8 protein-coding genes and 1 pseudogene are annotated in these 15,309 nt (G+C 68.0%); 4 read left to right on the top strand and 5 right to left on the bottom strand.

Translation table 11 applies throughout. The features are described from left to right. The 4 genes from AC56KW_RS15040 to AC56KW_RS15025 all read right to left on the bottom strand — a co-directional run bounded on the left by AC56KW_RS15040 (position 1) and on the right by AC56KW_RS15025 (position 5,608). A complete protein-coding gene (locus tag AC56KW_RS15040) occupies positions 1–1,674 on the bottom strand; it encodes a response regulator (protein ID WP_497171491.1) in 1,674 nt (557 codons plus the stop codon). Beyond that, on the bottom strand, positions 1,667–3,139 hold the full coding sequence (locus AC56KW_RS15035; RefSeq protein WP_497171490.1) for an ATPase domain-containing protein: 1,473 nt from the start codon (positions 3,137–3,139) through the stop codon (positions 1,667–1,669). Before AC56KW_RS15035 ends, AC56KW_RS15040 begins: the two co-directional genes overlap by 8 nt. 203 nt (positions 3,140–3,342) lie before the next feature. Next, positions 3,343–4,248, bottom strand: a complete 906-nt coding sequence (gene yddG / locus AC56KW_RS15030) for an aromatic amino acid DMT transporter YddG (RefSeq protein WP_497171489.1) — start codon at positions 4,246–4,248, stop codon at positions 3,343–3,345. A gap of 232 nt (positions 4,249–4,480) precedes the next feature. Beyond that, entirely contained in the window at positions 4,481–5,608 is a 1,128-nt protein-coding gene (locus AC56KW_RS15025) for a metallophosphoesterase (protein WP_497171488.1), read from the bottom strand. Positions 5,609–5,847: 239 nt separating this feature from the next. Between AC56KW_RS15025 and AC56KW_RS15020 the strand changes: the two genes are divergently transcribed. From AC56KW_RS15020 to AC56KW_RS15005, 4 genes and pseudogenes are all read left to right on the top strand, one after another. Then, entirely contained in the window at positions 5,848–9,204 is a 3,357-nt protein-coding gene (locus AC56KW_RS15020) for a GH92 family glycosyl hydrolase (RefSeq protein ID WP_497171487.1), read from the top strand. 69 nt (positions 9,205–9,273) lie between these two features. Next, positions 9,274–10,260, top strand: coding sequence for a LacI family DNA-binding transcriptional regulator (locus tag AC56KW_RS15015; protein WP_497171486.1), 987 nt, complete (start codon positions 9,274–9,276; stop codon positions 10,258–10,260). A 20-nt stretch (positions 10,261–10,280) separates the two neighbouring features. Next, complete coding sequence (locus AC56KW_RS15010; protein ID WP_497171485.1) at positions 10,281–11,498, top strand: AGE family epimerase/isomerase; 1,218 nt, start codon at positions 10,281–10,283, stop codon at positions 11,496–11,498. A gap of 10 nt (positions 11,499–11,508) precedes the next feature. Beyond that, a pseudogene (locus AC56KW_RS15005) lies at positions 11,509–12,416 on the top strand (PfkB family carbohydrate kinase). Positions 12,417–12,494: 78 nt separating this feature from the next. Here AC56KW_RS15005 and AC56KW_RS15000 read toward each other — a convergent pair. Further along, complete coding sequence (locus AC56KW_RS15000) at positions 12,495–15,233, bottom strand: bifunctional diguanylate cyclase/phosphodiesterase (RefSeq protein ID WP_497171484.1); 2,739 nt, start codon at positions 15,231–15,233, stop codon at positions 12,495–12,497. Positions 15,234–15,309 lie beyond the last annotated feature (76 nt).

Here is a 15,309-nt window from a genome sequence, read left to right as displayed (position 1 = left end):
TCAGCGCCGGCGCTCGCGCCGGACCTGGCGCTGCCGGCGCAGGGCGGCAAGGAAGGCATCGTTGATGGCGCCGATCGCGGCGGGCTTGCGCACGAACTGCAGGTCGAGTCCCTGCAGCCGCTGCGGGGCGACCACGTAGCCGCTGGTCAGCACCAGCGGCAAGTCGGGGTAGCGGACGGCCAGCCAGCGTGCCAGTTCGACGCCATCCATGGCGCCGGGCATCATCACGTCGGAGAACACGATGTCGAACCGCGCCAGGTCGACCGCGATGGCGGCATCGGCGCTGGTGACGTGGTGGATGTCGGCGCCGAGTGACTGCAGCAGGACGCCGGTCGCCTCGGCCACGTCGGCATCGTCCTCGACATACAGCACGCGCAAGCCGGCCAGGCCGTCGGCGCGCAGGGCGGAGGGGTCGAGCGCCGGTGCCGGCATCGGTTCGATGCTGCGCGGGAGCAGCAGTCCGATGGTGGTGCCGCGCGAATTGCGCCGGATGAAGGCCAGTCCGTCGCTCTGGATCGCGAAGCCATACACCTGCGACAGTCCGAGGCCGGTGCCTTTTCCCATCGGCTTGGTGGTGAAGAAGGGTTCGAAGGCCTGGCGCGCGGTGTCTTCGCTCATGCCATCGCCCTCATCGGTCACGCACAGGCACACGAAATCGCCGGCCAGGTGGGCGCCTTCCGGCAGCATCGGATCGGGCAAGGTCCAGTTGCGCGCCGAGAGCGCCAGCACGCCCCCGCCGGGCATGGCGTCGCGCGCGTTGCCGGCGACGTTCAACAGGGCCGCGTCGAGCTGGGAAGGATCGGCCAGCACACGCCACAGGTCGGACGCGATCTCGCGCCGCAGCGCAATCCCGGGCCCCAGCGAGCGCAGGATCATCTCGGACGTCGCGTCGAGGTGGGCGCGCATGTCGAGCACGACGCTGGCCAGCGGCTGGCGGCGGGCATAGGCCAGCAACTGCTGGGTCATCGACGATCCATGGCTGGTGGCGCGCCGGATGCCATCGAGCGCGCGTGTCACGCGCGCATCGCCGGCGCCGGCCAGCATGCGCAGCAGCGTTTCGCTGCCGGCCACCACCTGCAGGATGTTGTTGAAATCGTGGGCGATGCCTCCGGTGAGCTTGCCAAGCGATTCGAGGCGGCGCGCTTCGGCCAGCGCCTGCTCGACCCGGCGCCGCTCGAGCACCTCGCGTTCCAGCGATTGCGTGCGCTGCGCCAGCGCCGCTTCGAGTTCCTCGGCCTGGCCGGCCAGTTGCCGCAGCTGGTCGCGCACCGCGAACTGCAGGCGCCGCGTGCGCAGCGCCGACCGCACCGCCATCGACAGCGCCGGGCGGGCGGTCGGACGGATCAGCAGCGTGACATTGCCCAGGTCGTCGAGGCGCCCGAAGCGGCCGCCGTCGATCTCGCGGCTGTCCGGCCCCGCCAGCACCAGGATGGGCAGGTCGGACCACGCCGGCTGCGAGCGCAGCACCGCGCGCAGCTCCTGCAGGGTGCAGCGCGCCAGGCCTTCCTCGGTAATGGCGACGGCAAGCGCGTGCTCGTCCAGCGCGGCGTAGAAGCCGGCGGCGTCGGTGCAAATACGCGCGGCCACGCCTTCGTTCGCGACGATCGTGCGCAGGACCCCGGCGTCGCCCGACAGCGGGGCGAACACCACGACCGCCGGTGTGGCTTCAGACATCAATTGCCGCCACGCCGATATCGTCCCGGTTCTGGACGCGCGCGCCGATCCGGATGCCGTCGTCGGTCAGCTCCAGTTCGCGGATCCCGTGCGCGTGCGGACCCTGGCGCTTCTTGAGTACGCACACCGCCTTGCATACCACGTTGTCGCGCTCGTAATAGCGCAGCGAGATGATGTTGTCGGTGATGATGCTGACGGCGTCCGGCTCCTTGGACGTGTCGAGCCGCTGCGAGTGGGCGCCGACGGTGATCGAGGCCACGCTCATATTGCTCAGGTAAGAGAACAGTTCGTTCATCTGCGGCAGCAGCGATTTCTCGTCGCGGATCACGTCGAGGTAGGAATTGATGCTGTCGATGATCACCAGTTTCACGTGCTGGTCCTCGACCATGCGCCGCACGTTCCAGATGAATTCGCCGGGCGAGATGCGTGACGGATTAACCCGGCGCAAGAAGAAGCGGCGCCCGTCTCCCGTCTGCGCGAACGGCGCGTCGCCGCCGCTGTCGAGATCGCGCACCGGACCGTCGCCCATGTCGGCCACCAGCCGCGAGCGCAGCGTCGATTCGGATTCGTCGAAATTGAAGTAGGCGACCTCATAGCCTGCCTTCACCGCCGCCACCGCATACTGCAGCGCCAGCGTCGTCTTGCCCACGCCCGACGGTCCCAGCACCATCGTCGAGCTGCCGGCGACCAGCGGGCCACCGACCAGCTCGTCGAGAGATGCGACACCGCTCGGGATCTCGTGCCGTTGCGGCGGCCGGTGATGTTCCTGCGCGATCAGGCTGGGGAATACCAGAATCTCGCCGGGCAGGATCTTGTAGTCGTGCCAGCCGCTCTGGAAGTCGCCACCGCGCATCTTGACGACGTGCAGGCGGCGTCGGGCCGCGCCGAAGCTGCGTTCCAGGTATTCCAGCGAAATCACGCCGTGCACGGCGCTTTGCAGCTCGAACTCGCGGCCATCCGAGGTGACGTCGTCGAGCAGCAGCACGGTGGCGCCGACCCGGCCCAGGCGTTCGCGCAGGGCGATGATCTGGCGCCGGTAATGGGCGCTGTCGCGCGCCAGCAGCCGGATCTCGACCATGGAATCGATCACGACGCGCGCCGCTCCGGCCTGTTCGACGCGGTCGGCGATGCGGTTGACCAGGTCCACCAGCTCGCTGTCGATGGGAAGCAGGATACTCTGCGGCGCCGGCTCGGCCGGAACCGGGATCATCTCGACGATCTCCACCCCGTCCAGCGACCAGCCGTGGTTGGCCGCCGTGGCGCGCAGTTCGTCTTGCGCTTCGGACAGGCTCAGATACAGACATCCGTCGCCGGCCCCTTCGATCAGGTAGCGCAGGCCAAGCGTGGTCTTGCCGGTGCCCGGCCGGCCCTCGATCAGGTGAATGCGGTTGCGCAGCAGGCCGCCTTTCAGTACTGCGTCGAGTTCGGGGATTCCTGTGACTACGCGCTGCGGGCAATGGCTCATGTCAATGTCGTTAAGTGGAAAAAATAGCTGGCCCACAGGGCTGACTAGTCGCAAGTGATAAAAATATGATAACTATTTATGTCCAGGCAGCGGCGCGAGATTGAATCCGCGTCAAATTCATCATTGAAGGGCAACGGTGCTCGGCTGCCCGCAACGCGCACGGCGCTCCGCCCGGGCCTGCTCCAAATGGCGAACGAGGCAGTTCAGGCGGCGAGCGCCGCGCCGCGCCGGGCGCGCGTCGCCAGCCAGCACAGGATCGCGCCGCCGCACACCATGGCCGCGCCTTGCCAGAACGCCCACGACAGCGGTGTATGCAGCAGCAGGCTCGATAGCGCGGCCGACAGCACCGGCACGAAATAGGACGCACCGGCCAGGACGGTGACATTGCCATGCAAGATGCCGACATTCCATGCCCCATAGCCGAAGCCCATGGCCGCTGCGCCCAGGACCAGGTACACCGCGGCGGGCACGCTAAACGTCATCTGGCCGCCGCCTTGCAGGACGTATTTGATCCACAGGGTCAGTGCGACCAGGATGAAGAACAGGGTGACGCCGTTCTTGCCATTGGCGATGCGCGCGGTCAGGGCGCAATAGGCGGCCCAGATCAGCGCACCGGCCAGGGCCAGGCCGTAGCTCAGCGGATTGTCGTGCACATTGGCCAGCATGCCGGCCGCGTCGACGCCTTGCTCGCCGCCCAGTACCCGGCCGATGCCGGCGATGGACAGCACGAAGCCGGGCACGATCAGCCAGTTCGCGTGCTGGCGGTTGAACAGGATGGCGGCGACGATGGTGAAGGTCGGCCACAGATAGTTGACCATGCCGACCTCGATGGCTTGCCGGGCGCTGTTCGCATGACCGATCGACAGCGCCAGGCACAGTTCATAGCTCACGAACAGCAGGCTCCCCCAGACGAGATAACGGCGCGGAAAGGTGCGCAGCGGGGTCCATCCGCTCGACACCAGCAAGAAGACCGAGGCCAGGCTGTACATCAGGGCGGCGCCACCGGTTGGGCCGAGGAGCTCGCTGACGTTGCGAATCAGGCCGACAAGGGAACTCCACAGGAGGATGGCCGTCAGGCCGACGAGGGTGGCTTTGTGCGTGTTCTTCATCGTGATGCGTTGCATGCGCTGCGTGCGCCGCGGTGTGCCCGACAGTGCGCCGGCACGGGAGCCGTATCTGGCGTTCGCATGGCAATCCACCATTGTCGCATGGTCGCATGCGGTGCGGGACCGTGCTGCCGGTGAGTCCCTTCACCAGCCGTCATCGAGATTTCAGTCATTCACCGCACGGGCAGGCGCGGCCGCCTCCCGATGTGCCCGGCCAAGCCGTCCACGCGTGCATTCACGGCGCGCGCCTGAGAATGAATTCCGTGATCTCCGCCGGCACGCCCAACCGGATCGGAAACCCATTCCATAATCCGGTGCCGTTACTGACGTACAGCTGCATTGTCTTGATGCGGTAGGCGCCGGACACATACCCGCCATTCGCCCGTTTCACGACCTGGTCCACGCCCCGGATCATGCCGCCGTGGGTATGCCCCGACAGCTGGACGTCGATCCCGATGTCGGCATTGCCGGCCACGCCGATCGGCTGGTGACTGAGCAGGACGACGGGCGCCCCCGCCGGCGCATCGACCAGCGCGCGGCGCGTATCCGGCCCTTCCATGTCGAAGCGCGGCGCTACCCGGTCGGTGACCCCGGCCACCGTGAGCCGGGCGCCCGCATGTTCGATGACGGCGTGGCGATTGGCCAGCACGCGCATCCCGAGCCTCTCGAACACGCCCGTCCAGCGCGCGGCGCCGAAATAGTATTCGTGGTTGCCGAGACTGGCGATTACGCCGTGGCGCGCCGCCAGGTTGGCCAGCGGGCGCACGTCGCGCTCGCGCGCCTGCGGCGAACCGTCGATCAGGTCACCCGTGATCACGACCAGGTCGGGCCGCAAGGCATTGCTGCGTTCGACCACCTGGCGCACCCAGTCCTCGTGCATCAGGCGGCTGATGTGCAGGTCGGTCAGCTGCACCATCCGGAAGCCTTCCAGCCCGGCCGGCAGGTCGCGGATCGCCAGCTCGACCCGGCGCACCTCGGGCACCTGGGTGGCCTGGCCCACGCCGATGGCGGACAACAGCGCCGCGCAGGCGACAACGGCGTAGCGCAGGCGCAGTGTGAAGCGCATGTCGATGGTGCGTCCGCGGCGCAGCGCCCAGGCGGCCAGCAGCCCCAGGTCGGCGAGCAGTTGCAGCAGGAGCGCCAGCAGGAAGCCGCAGTACAGCCAGCCCAGCGCGATGATGAAGATGCGCGCAATCTCGGGCGAGAACATCGTGCCGAACACCCAGCGCTGGATCATGTGGTGCTGGCACACCAGCAGCAGGGCGAGCCCCAGGCCGATGCGCGTGCGGCGATGCAGGGGAAGGGGAACGATCAGGCGCAATACGAGGTAGATATAGGCGACGTAAACATAGGGGAAAAACACAGCGGGAGCACTCTTGTCTCTGGTTAAATTGCCGCGATGATAACGCAACCGGCATGGACGGGATGTACCGAACGACACGGAACGCTGTTTAGTAAACAACGCTAAACTTGGTCTGTTTTACGCGAGACTGTTGAGCGCAACCGGTATCCTTTGTATAAATTCGGTTCGCAGCCAAGCGCTGGTTCGCGCCATGCATGCGCCGTCGCGCGGGCTGCTACCCCATAGGATCTGCTCCCCACATGAAGAAGACGCACACCATCGCCGTTGCCGCCGCGGTGCTGCTGGCCGGCGCCGCCGGCGCCGCCACCCCGGGGTTCTCGACCTCGTTCGACACCGGCCAGCCCATCCCCGGCACGCTGGCCGGCGCGGGCGTGAAGGTCGCGCTGGGGAGCGGTCCTGAACGCCCTTACGCGGCCAAAAAAAACGCCGCCTATACGGGGTCGCAGGCGCTGCGCTACCGCGCCGACGGGGCAGGAGGCCGCCTGCAGTTGTGGGCGGTCGATATCGAGATCGAGGCCGACACGGTCCTGTCGTGGATGGTGTTGCCCGAGATCGTCGACGGCGATATCGACACGTCGACCAATGTCTCGCTCGACCTGGTGCTGGACGACGGCGGCCGCGTGTCCAGCCTGGACCTGCGCGACCACCACGGCGCGCGCCTGGGCGCGGCCGCCCAGGGCCGGTCGCAGACCCTGTACCCGCAGCAGTGGGCGCGCAAGGAAGTGCGGCTGGGCGAGTTGAAGGGACGGCGCATCAAGGCCATCGAGCTGGAACTGCGGCCGGACGCGAGGGACGGCGCCGGCGTCGGCGCCAGCGGCTGGATCGACGACATCGAGGTCGGGCAACAGGCGCGCAGCGCCGTCGCCCGGCTCTCGGACCACGTGCTGACGACGCGCGGCACCCAGGCCAACGGCACCTTTTCGCGCGGTAACAATATCCCGGCCACCGCGATGCCGCATGGCTTCAACTTCTGGACCCCGGCCACCGATGCCGGCACCCTGAACTGGCTATACCGCTGGAGCGAACAGAACGACGCGGACAACCGCCCGCGCCTGCAGGCGCTGTCGCTGAGCCACCAGAGCAGCCCCTGGATGGCCGACCGCCAGACCTTCCAGGTGATGCCTTCCAGCGCGCATGGCCGTCCCGACGCCGACCGCCAGCGCCGCGCGCTGCCTTTCTCGCACGACCGCGAGCTCGCGCGGCCGCACACCTACCGCGTGGATTTCGACAACGGCATCCGCGCCGAATTGGCGCCGACCGAACGCGCCGCCATCTTCCGTTTCCGCTTTCCTGAAAACGGCGACGCCAACCTGCTGTTCGATAACGTCGACGCGCGTGGGGGACTAACCCTGGATGCCGCCACCCAGACGCTGCGCGGCCATACCGATACCCGCAGCAGCCTGTCGAACGGCGCCACCCGCATGTTCGTGTTCGCGCGCTTCGACCAGCGCTGGCAGGATAACGGCATGATCGAGACCGGCCGGCCGACCGGCTATATCAAGTTCGCCGCCAGGCAGGGCGCGGAGCGGGGCGAGGTGCGCATGCGCATCGCCACCTCGCTGATCTCGATCGAGCAGGCGCAGCGCAACCTGGAACTGGAGATCGGCGACGCCGGATTCGACACCGTGCGCGAACGCGCGCAGGCGGCCTGGGATGCGGAGCTGGGCCGCGTCAAGGTCGACGGCGCCAGCCAGGACCAGCTGACCACGGTCTATTCGAACCTGTACCGCCTGTTCCTGTACCCGAACATCGCCCACGAAAACGTCGGCACCGCCGCCAAGCCGGACTGGCGCCACGCCGACCAGAATAGCTGGTCGAAGGAGAACGCCGGCGGCGACGCGCGAAACACCTCGGCGCCGGTCGTTCCCGGCAAGGTCTATGTCAACAACGGTTTCTGGGACACCTTCCGCACCGCCTGGCCGGCCTATGCCCTGTTTTCGCCGACGCGCGCCGGCGAGATGGTCGACGGCTTCCTGCAGCAGTACCGGGACGGCGGCTGGGTGGCGCGCTGGTCGTCGCCGGGCTACGCCGACCTGATGGTCGGCACCAGTTCCGACGTGGCGTTCACCGACGCCTGGCTCAAGGGCGTGCGCTTCGACGCGCACCTGGCGTATGAGGCCGCGCTGAAGAACGCGACCGCCGTGCCGCCGGTCTCGAACGTCGGCCGCAAGGGCCTGGCGCGCTCGATGTACCGCGGCCATGCCGACACCTCGGTCCACGAGGGCATGTCGTGGACGCTCGAAGGCGCACTCAACGATTTCGGCCTGGCGCAACTCGCCACCGCCCTGGCCGGCGCAGAAGGCGATAGCGCGCGCGGCCGGCGCTACCGCGAGGAAGCCGCGTATTTCCGCGCCCGCGCCGCCGACTACGTGCACGTCTACGACCCGGCGACCAGGTTCTTTCGCGGCCGCGACGCGAAGGGCCAGTGGCGCGTGCCGGCCAGTCAGTTCGATCCGCGCGTCTGGGGCGGCGACTATACCGAGGCCAACGCCTGGACTTTCGCCTTCACCGCCCCGCACGACGCCGAAGGGCTGGCGAGCCTGATGGGTGGTCGCGCCGGGCTGGCCGCCCGCCTGGACGAATTCTTCGCGACGCCCGAGACGGCCGAGGCGAAGTTCGCGGGCAGCTACCGCCAGGTGATCCACGAGATGACCGAGGCGCGCGACGTCCGCATGGGCATGTACGCCCACAGCAACCAGCCGGCCCACCACATCCCGTGGCTGTACGTGGCCGCGGGCCAGCCATGGAAGACCCAGCGGATCACGCGCGAGATCATGCGCCGCCTGTACCTGGGCAGCGAAATCGGCCAGGGCTATGCGGGTGACGAGGACAATGGCGAGATGTCGGCCTGGTACAACTTCGCGATGCTGGGACTGTATCCGTTGCGGGTGGGCGCTTTGGAATACGTGATCGGTTCGCCGGCCTTCGCGCGCACCGAGGTGCGTCTCGAGAATGGCCGCACGCTCACCGTGATCGCGCATGGCAACGGCCCGGAAAACGTCTACGTGCAGTCGCTCGAGGTCGACGGCAAGCCATGGAACAAGCCATGGATCCGCCACGCCGACATCGCCGCCGGCGCCACGCTCGCATTCACGATGGGCAGCAAGCCTTCGTCCTGGGGCAGCGCGGCAGCCGAGGCGCCGCCATCGATGACCGCCGCCGGCCAGCGTCCGGCGGGCCTGGTCGACCGCGGCAAGGACGCGACGGTCACTCTGGATGGCAAGCCTGCCGACGACGCGCTGGTCGACGACGACGCGACGACGACGGTGACGGTGGCGGCCAGCGCAGGCATCGGCTTTGGCTTCGCCAGGCCAGTGACGGTCAGCCACTACACGATCACCGGCGGCAAGGCGCCCCTGGGCCGCGTGACCTGGACGCTCGAAGGCCGCAACGGCAAGCACGCCTGGGTCGCGCTCGACACGCGCGAGGACGAGGTATTCAGCTGGGAACGCCAGCTGCGGCCATTCGGCGTCGCCAGGTCGGGCGCCTACCGCGAGTATCGCCTGCGCTTTGCCCAGGGCGCCCCATTCGAGCTGGCCGAGCTGGAGTTGCTGGAGGCCGGCCCGGTCACGACGACGTTTACTAAAAGCCGCTGAACATATGTTCATTGAACCAACGATCCGGAGACCGAACATGGGCATGATGTCGACGCCACGGGGGCTGCCATGCGCCAGGTGACGCTGCGCGATATCGCCGGCGAGACCGGGCTGTCGATCGGTACCGTCTCGCGCGCGCTGAAGAACCAGGGCGGCATGACCGAGGCAACGCGCAGTGTGGTGCGTGAAGCGGCCCTGCGCATGGGTTACGACTTTTCGTTGCTCAAGAAGGGCCGTATCCGCCGTATCGCCTTCCTGCTGCACAGCCAGCACAACACGCTCACCTCCAGCCCCTTCTTCACGCCGGTGCTGCACGGCGCCGAGGAAGCCTGCCGGCGGGTGGGTATCGCCCTGTCGCTGATCGTGGTCGGTCCGGCCGAGCCGGTGCTGGAACAGATCCGCGTGCACCAGCCCGATGCGATCCTGTGCGCCGGTTTCTTCGAGCCCGAGGTCTTGAGCGCGCTGCAGCAGACCGGCAAGCCGATGGTGCTGGTGGACATGCACCGGCGCGGCTTCACCTCGATCAACCCGGACAATATGAGCGGCGGCTACCTGGCCACGCAACACCTGCTGCGCTGCGGCCGCAAGCGCATCGCCATGCTGTCCGGCTCCCTGGCCCACTACAGCATCCAGCAGCGCAGCCGCGGCTTTCGCCAGGCGCTGTTCGACGCCAGGGTGCACGCCGACCCGAGCCTCGAAGTCGTCGTGCCCACCATGGGCGAGGGCGACGAGGGAGTGATCGAGGCCGTGCAGAGCCTCCTGGCCCTGCCGAAGCGGCCGGATGCGCTGTTCTGCTACAACGACAGCACCGCCCTGGTGGCCATGAAATTCTGCCTGGCCGAGGGCATGAAGATTCCCTACGACCTGGCCATCGTCGGCTTCGACGACATCGCGGCGTCCGCCGCCGCCATCCCGCCGCTCTCCACCATCCACGTGGACAAGGAAGCGCTGGGGCGGGCCGGGGTCAATGCATTACTCAACAAGCCGGACGACAATCCATCCCAGATAACCCTGCCAGTCGAGATGATCGTGCGCGAGAGCAGCTACGACGACTAACGCACCCATCCCACCACCCGATGACTTCTTTCCCGAACTTTCGCAGCCCGGACGTGCTGCTGGACCATGCGCGCCACACGATGCGCTTCTACCACCCGCGCGCGATCGACCCCGCCGGCGGCATGTACCACTACTTCAAGGACGACGGTGCGGTCTACGACCCGCATCACCGCCACCTGGTCAGCAGCACGCGCTTCGTGTTCACCTACGCCATGGCCTACCGCCACTTCCGGGACCCGGCCTACCTGGATGGCTTGACGCATGCCGTCAAATTCCTGCGCGAGGCGCACCGCGCACCGCACGGCGACGGGTACGCGTGGATGCTGGACGGCCGCGCAATCGAGGACGGCGCCCAGCATGCGTATGGCGAAGCCTTCGTGCTGCTGGCCTATGCCCACGCCGCGATGGCCGGCCTGGAACAAGCGCGCGCCTGGATCGGCGAAGCCTTCGACCTGATGGAAAAGCGCTTCTGGAGCCCTGTGGACGGCCTGTACGCCGACGAGGCCAGCCAGGACTGGGACACCTTGTCCACCTATCGCGGCCAGAACGCCAATATGCACGCCTGTGAAGCGCTGCTGGCGGCCCACGCCGCGAGCGGCGAGCGCCGCTACCTGGAACGCGCCTGGACGATCGCCTGGAACATCACCCAGCGCCAGGCGTCGCGCTGCGGCGGCCTGGTGTGGGAGCACTACGACACCGACTGGCAGCCCGACTGGACATTCAATATCGACGATCCGGAAAACCTGTTCCGCCCCTGGGGCTACCAGCCGGGCCACTTCACCGAATGGGCCAAGCTGCTGCTGCAACTCGAAGCGCGCGCCAGGGGCGTGCTGGAACAGGACCTCGACTGGCTGCTGCCGACCGCGGAAAGGCTGTTCAAGGTCGCGCTGGAGAAGGGATGGGATCCGGAATACGGTGGCGTGTGCTACTCGCTGGCCCCCGACCTGACCGTGTGCGACGCGCACAAGTATTTCTGGGTGCAGGCCGAGAGCGCCGCGGCGGCGGCCATGCTGGCCGCGCGCACCGGCAGCGCCGAATACTGGGCCTGGTACGACCGCCTGTGGCAATACAGCTGGACCCGTTTCGTCGACCACGACCATGGCGCCTGGTACCGGATCCTGGATCGCGAGAACCGCAAGCTCGGCGACGAGAAGAGCCCGGCCGGCAAGGTCGACTACCACACCATGGGCGCCGTCTACGACATCGTGGCCGTCCTGGGCGGTGGCGAACGTGCTTGACGCCCCGGTCATGCTGTGCGCCGGCGAGGCACTGACCGACATGATCGACCAGGGCGGCGAACAGTGGGTGAGCCGCGTGGGCGGTTCGACCTGGAACGTGGCGTGCGCGCTGGCGGCGCTGGGCGAAGCGGCGGCCTTCGCCGGCGCCATCGGCCCGGACCGCTTCGGCGACGCCCTGTGGCGCGCGAGCGAGGCGGCCGGCCTGGACACGCGCCTGCTGCAGCGGGTCGACCGGTCACCGCTGCTGGCCGTGGTGGAGCAGGGCGAGCCGCCGCGCTACTTCCTCATCGGCGACGATTCCGCCGACCCGCACTTCAAGCCGGCGCTGCTGCCTGCCGGCTGGCCGACGGCCTGCGCTGGGCCCACTTCGGCGGCATCAGCCTGGCGCGCGAACCCCTGGCGTCGACGTTGGTGGCGCTGGCGCGCACACTCGAGGCGCGCGGCGTGGCGATCAGCTACGACCCCAATTACCGCAATCTGATGGACGGGCGCTATGCGCCGACCCTGGCCGCGATGGCGTCGATCGCCGATGTGGTGAAGGTGTCCGACGACGACTTGCGCGGCCTGTTCCCGGGCCTCGCCCAGGACGAGGCGCTGGCGCGGCTGCGCGCCTTCAATCCGGCCGCGTTGTGCCCGCTGACGCGCGGGGGCCAGGGCGCCAGCCTGTTCCGCGGCGACGAATGCTGCGACGCGCTGGCGCCGAAAGTGGCGCTGGTGGACACGGTGGGCGCGGGCGACGCCAGCGCGGCCGGCTTCCTGGTCAGCCTCGCGCGCCACCCTGGCCGCAGCCAGCGGTCGCACCTGCACGCGGCGTTGGCCGCCGGTTCCGCGGCCTGTCTGCAGGCCGGCGCCACGCCGCCACCGCGTGCGGCGATGGAGCGGCTGTTCGAACTGCTCGAGGACGAAGCGGCAGGATGAGCCGTCCCGGCGCCGACGCTGCGGGGCCGGCTACGCGGCGGGGCAGGCGAAGCAGTATGCTTCGCCCCGCGCCGCGCCTCAGTGCACGTCGGTCTCGAGGCGCGCGCGCAGCGCTTCGAGTGCGCGCACGAAGTCGGCGGCAGGTACCGGGCGGCTATACAGGTAGCCCTGTATCTCGTCGCAACCGCGACTACGCAGGAAATCCAGCTCGTGCGTCGTCTCGACGCCTTCGGCGACGACCCGCAAGCCGAGTTCGTGGGCGAGCGAGACGATCGCCGCAACCATCGATGCGCTGGCGCTGTCGCGTGCGATGTCGCGCACGAACGACTGGTCGATCTTGAGAACGTCGACCGGAAAGCGCTTCAGGTAGGCCAGGCTGGAGTAACCTGTGCCGAAATCGTCGATGGCCAGCTTGACGCCCATCGCTTTCAGCTCGTGCATGGTGGAGATGGCAAGCTCCACATCGTGCATGACCAGGCTCTCGGTGAGTTCCAGTTCGAGACAGGATGGTGCGAGGCCGCTTTCACGCAGGACGTCGGCGACCAGGCGCACCAGCCCGGCATCGCGGAACTGTCGCGACGACAGGTTGACGGCTACCCGCAAGGCGCCGTGGCCGGCCGCGCGCCAGCGCGCCGCCTGGAAGCAGGCGGTGCGCAGCGCCCAGGCGCCGATCGGCACGATCAAGCCGGTTTCCTCGGCCAGGCCGATGAAGCGGTCGGGGCGCATCATGCCCTGTTGCGGATGGCGCCAGCGGATCAGCGTTTCCATTCCCGTGACCTGGCCCGAGGCCAGCGCGATCTGGGGCTGGTAATGCAGTTCGAACTGATCGTATTCGAGCGCCTCGCGCAGCGCCTCGCTCAGCGCCTGGCGCTCGGCCACCCGTTCGCCCATGCCGACCTTGTAGAAGTACATGGTATGGCGTCCCGCCTCTTTTGCATGGTACATCGCGATCTCGGCGCGGCGTATCAGGGTGCCGGCATTATGGCCATCGTCCGGGCAGGCGGCGATACCGGCGCTGCAGCCGACATGGATGCGCTGGCCGGCTTCTTCGAACGGCTGGGCCAGCACATCGAGCACCTGGCCGACGGTCGCCGCGGCCTGCGCCTCCGGTCCGTGCCGTTCGAGCAGGAGGACGAACTCGTCGCCGCCAGTACGCGCCACGGTATCGCCGCTTCTCACGATCTGCGCGATGCGGCTGGCGGCCTGCTTGAGCAGGCGGTCGCCGACGTCGTGGCCGAGACTGTCGTTGACATGCTTGAAATGGTCGAGATCGACCGCCACGACCCATGAGGACGGCGCCTGCGGCGCGGCGCTCTCGACCGCGCGTTCGATGCGTTCGGACAGCAATACCCGGTTCGGCAAGCCGGTCAGGGTATCGAAGTAGGCATGGTGTTCCAGCCTGGCTTCATGGATCTTGGCGTCCGTGACATCGTACTCGATCAGCACGAAGTGATCGGTGCCGCCGGCGACGTCATGGACCGGCGCCAGGTAGACGTCGCAAATGAGTTCGGCGCCGTCGCGGCGCTGCAGTCGGAGCAAGGCATTGCTGGCGCGCCGTTCGAGCAGGGCCTGGTGCAAGGCCTGCGCTCCGGGCTGCTCGGGCATGTCCAGCAGCAGCGCTTCGAGGTGCTGGCCGACGAAGTCGGCGGCACTGAACCCGCGCATGCGCTCGAAGGCGGGGTTGACGTATTCGATCGGGTGGCCCGGCCGCGTCGCATCGACCAGCAGGACGGCATTGGCGCTCGACTCGATGGCGCGGAAATACACCCGCATCGCTTCGTGGGTCCGCTTCAGGTCATCGGTGCGCTGGCCCACCAGTTGCTCGACCCGGCGTGCGCGGTTGACGGCTGCGTGTACATAGGCCGCCACCGCCATGCTCCAGGCGAGACCGACCAGCAACATGGACAGCGAGCCGAGGTGCATCGAAACAGGCACCAGTGTGCGTGCCCGGATTTCCCAGGCCTGGCCGCCGATGTCGATGCGTTTGGTACTGTCGAGTATGGTGGCGCCGGCCAGGGATTGCCACCAGGCCGGGTCATTCACCGGGTTACCGAAGCGCGCGACTTGCGCCATGCTGTCCTGACCATCCACCCGGCCCAGGATGACCAGTTCGATCTCCTTGTGCCTGAGCAGGTTCGCCTGCCCCAGCCGATCCTCGAGGAGCGCGGCAGCGTCGACGATGGCCTCGGTAATGCCCATGTCCGAGGGGCGCGTCGCGTCGCCGGCGCGCGGCCCCGCATGCCCGGGCACGCCCAATGCGAGGGCGACACCCGGCCGGTTGCCTGGCTCCATCAGCGGAATCAGGCCGCTTGCCGCATATTCCGAGGAGCCGAGCGCACGCGTGGCCAGCCTGCGATGGGGCGGATACGCCCAGATATCGTAGCCGTGCGCAACCCGGTCGCGCGGCACCGGGGCGATCTTGTCGAGCGCCAGATAGAGCGGCCGCTGCGCAGCCGTCACGAAACCGGTCGGCAGGCGTTCGCGAATCTCGAACTGCGGCCAGTCTTCTCGCGCCCGCGTCTCGTAGGCGCTGCGCTCGGCAGACGTGACGAAGCGGAAGAACACCAGCCCGCGGATATACGAATGCGCAGTCAGCAGCGGTTCGGTGAAGCGCCGGAATTGTTCCTCGGTGACCGTGGCGGTCGAACGGAACAGTACATTGATCGCGCGCGTGGCTTCGGCCGCATTGTCGAAGCCGGCATTGACGGCCGCCACCCGCGCCAGGGCCCGGCGCTCGAAGTCGAAGGCGATGCGCTCCTGTTCGGAATCCCTCAGCAGGGAGAACAAGAGGAACGTGATGACGAGGCCGGATAGCAATGTTGCCGACGTTGCCAGATGCAGACCACGGCTGCGAAAGGAGGAGGCGGGCGGTCGCTTGGGCATGAAGCCAAGT

Source organism: Telluria sp. RT2P19, from assembly GCF_059685725.1.
Note: the sequence above shows the minus strand (reverse complement) of the source record. Positions and strands in the feature narration are given on the sequence as shown.

Bases quoted from the DNA above. Each gene is read 5' to 3' on its own strand.
- AC56KW_RS15020 (WP_497171487.1), top strand. From the start codon at position 5,848: ATGAAGAAGACGCACACCATCGCCGTTGCCGCCGCGGTGCTGCTGGCC.
- yddG (WP_497171489.1), bottom strand. From the start codon at position 4,248: ATGAAGAACACGCACAAAGCCACCCTCGTCGGCCTGACGGCCATCCTC.
- AC56KW_RS15040 (WP_497171491.1), bottom strand. From the start codon at position 1,674: ATGTCTGAAGCCACACCGGCGGTCGTGGTGTTCGCCCCGCTGTCGGGC.
- AC56KW_RS15015 (WP_497171486.1), top strand. From the start codon at position 9,274: ATGCGCCAGGTGACGCTGCGCGATATCGCCGGCGAGACCGGGCTGTCG.
- AC56KW_RS15035 (WP_497171490.1), bottom strand. From the start codon at position 3,139: ATGAGCCATTGCCCGCAGCGCGTAGTCACAGGAATCCCCGAACTCGAC.
- AC56KW_RS15010 (WP_497171485.1), top strand. From the start codon at position 10,281: ATGACTTCTTTCCCGAACTTTCGCAGCCCGGACGTGCTGCTGGACCAT.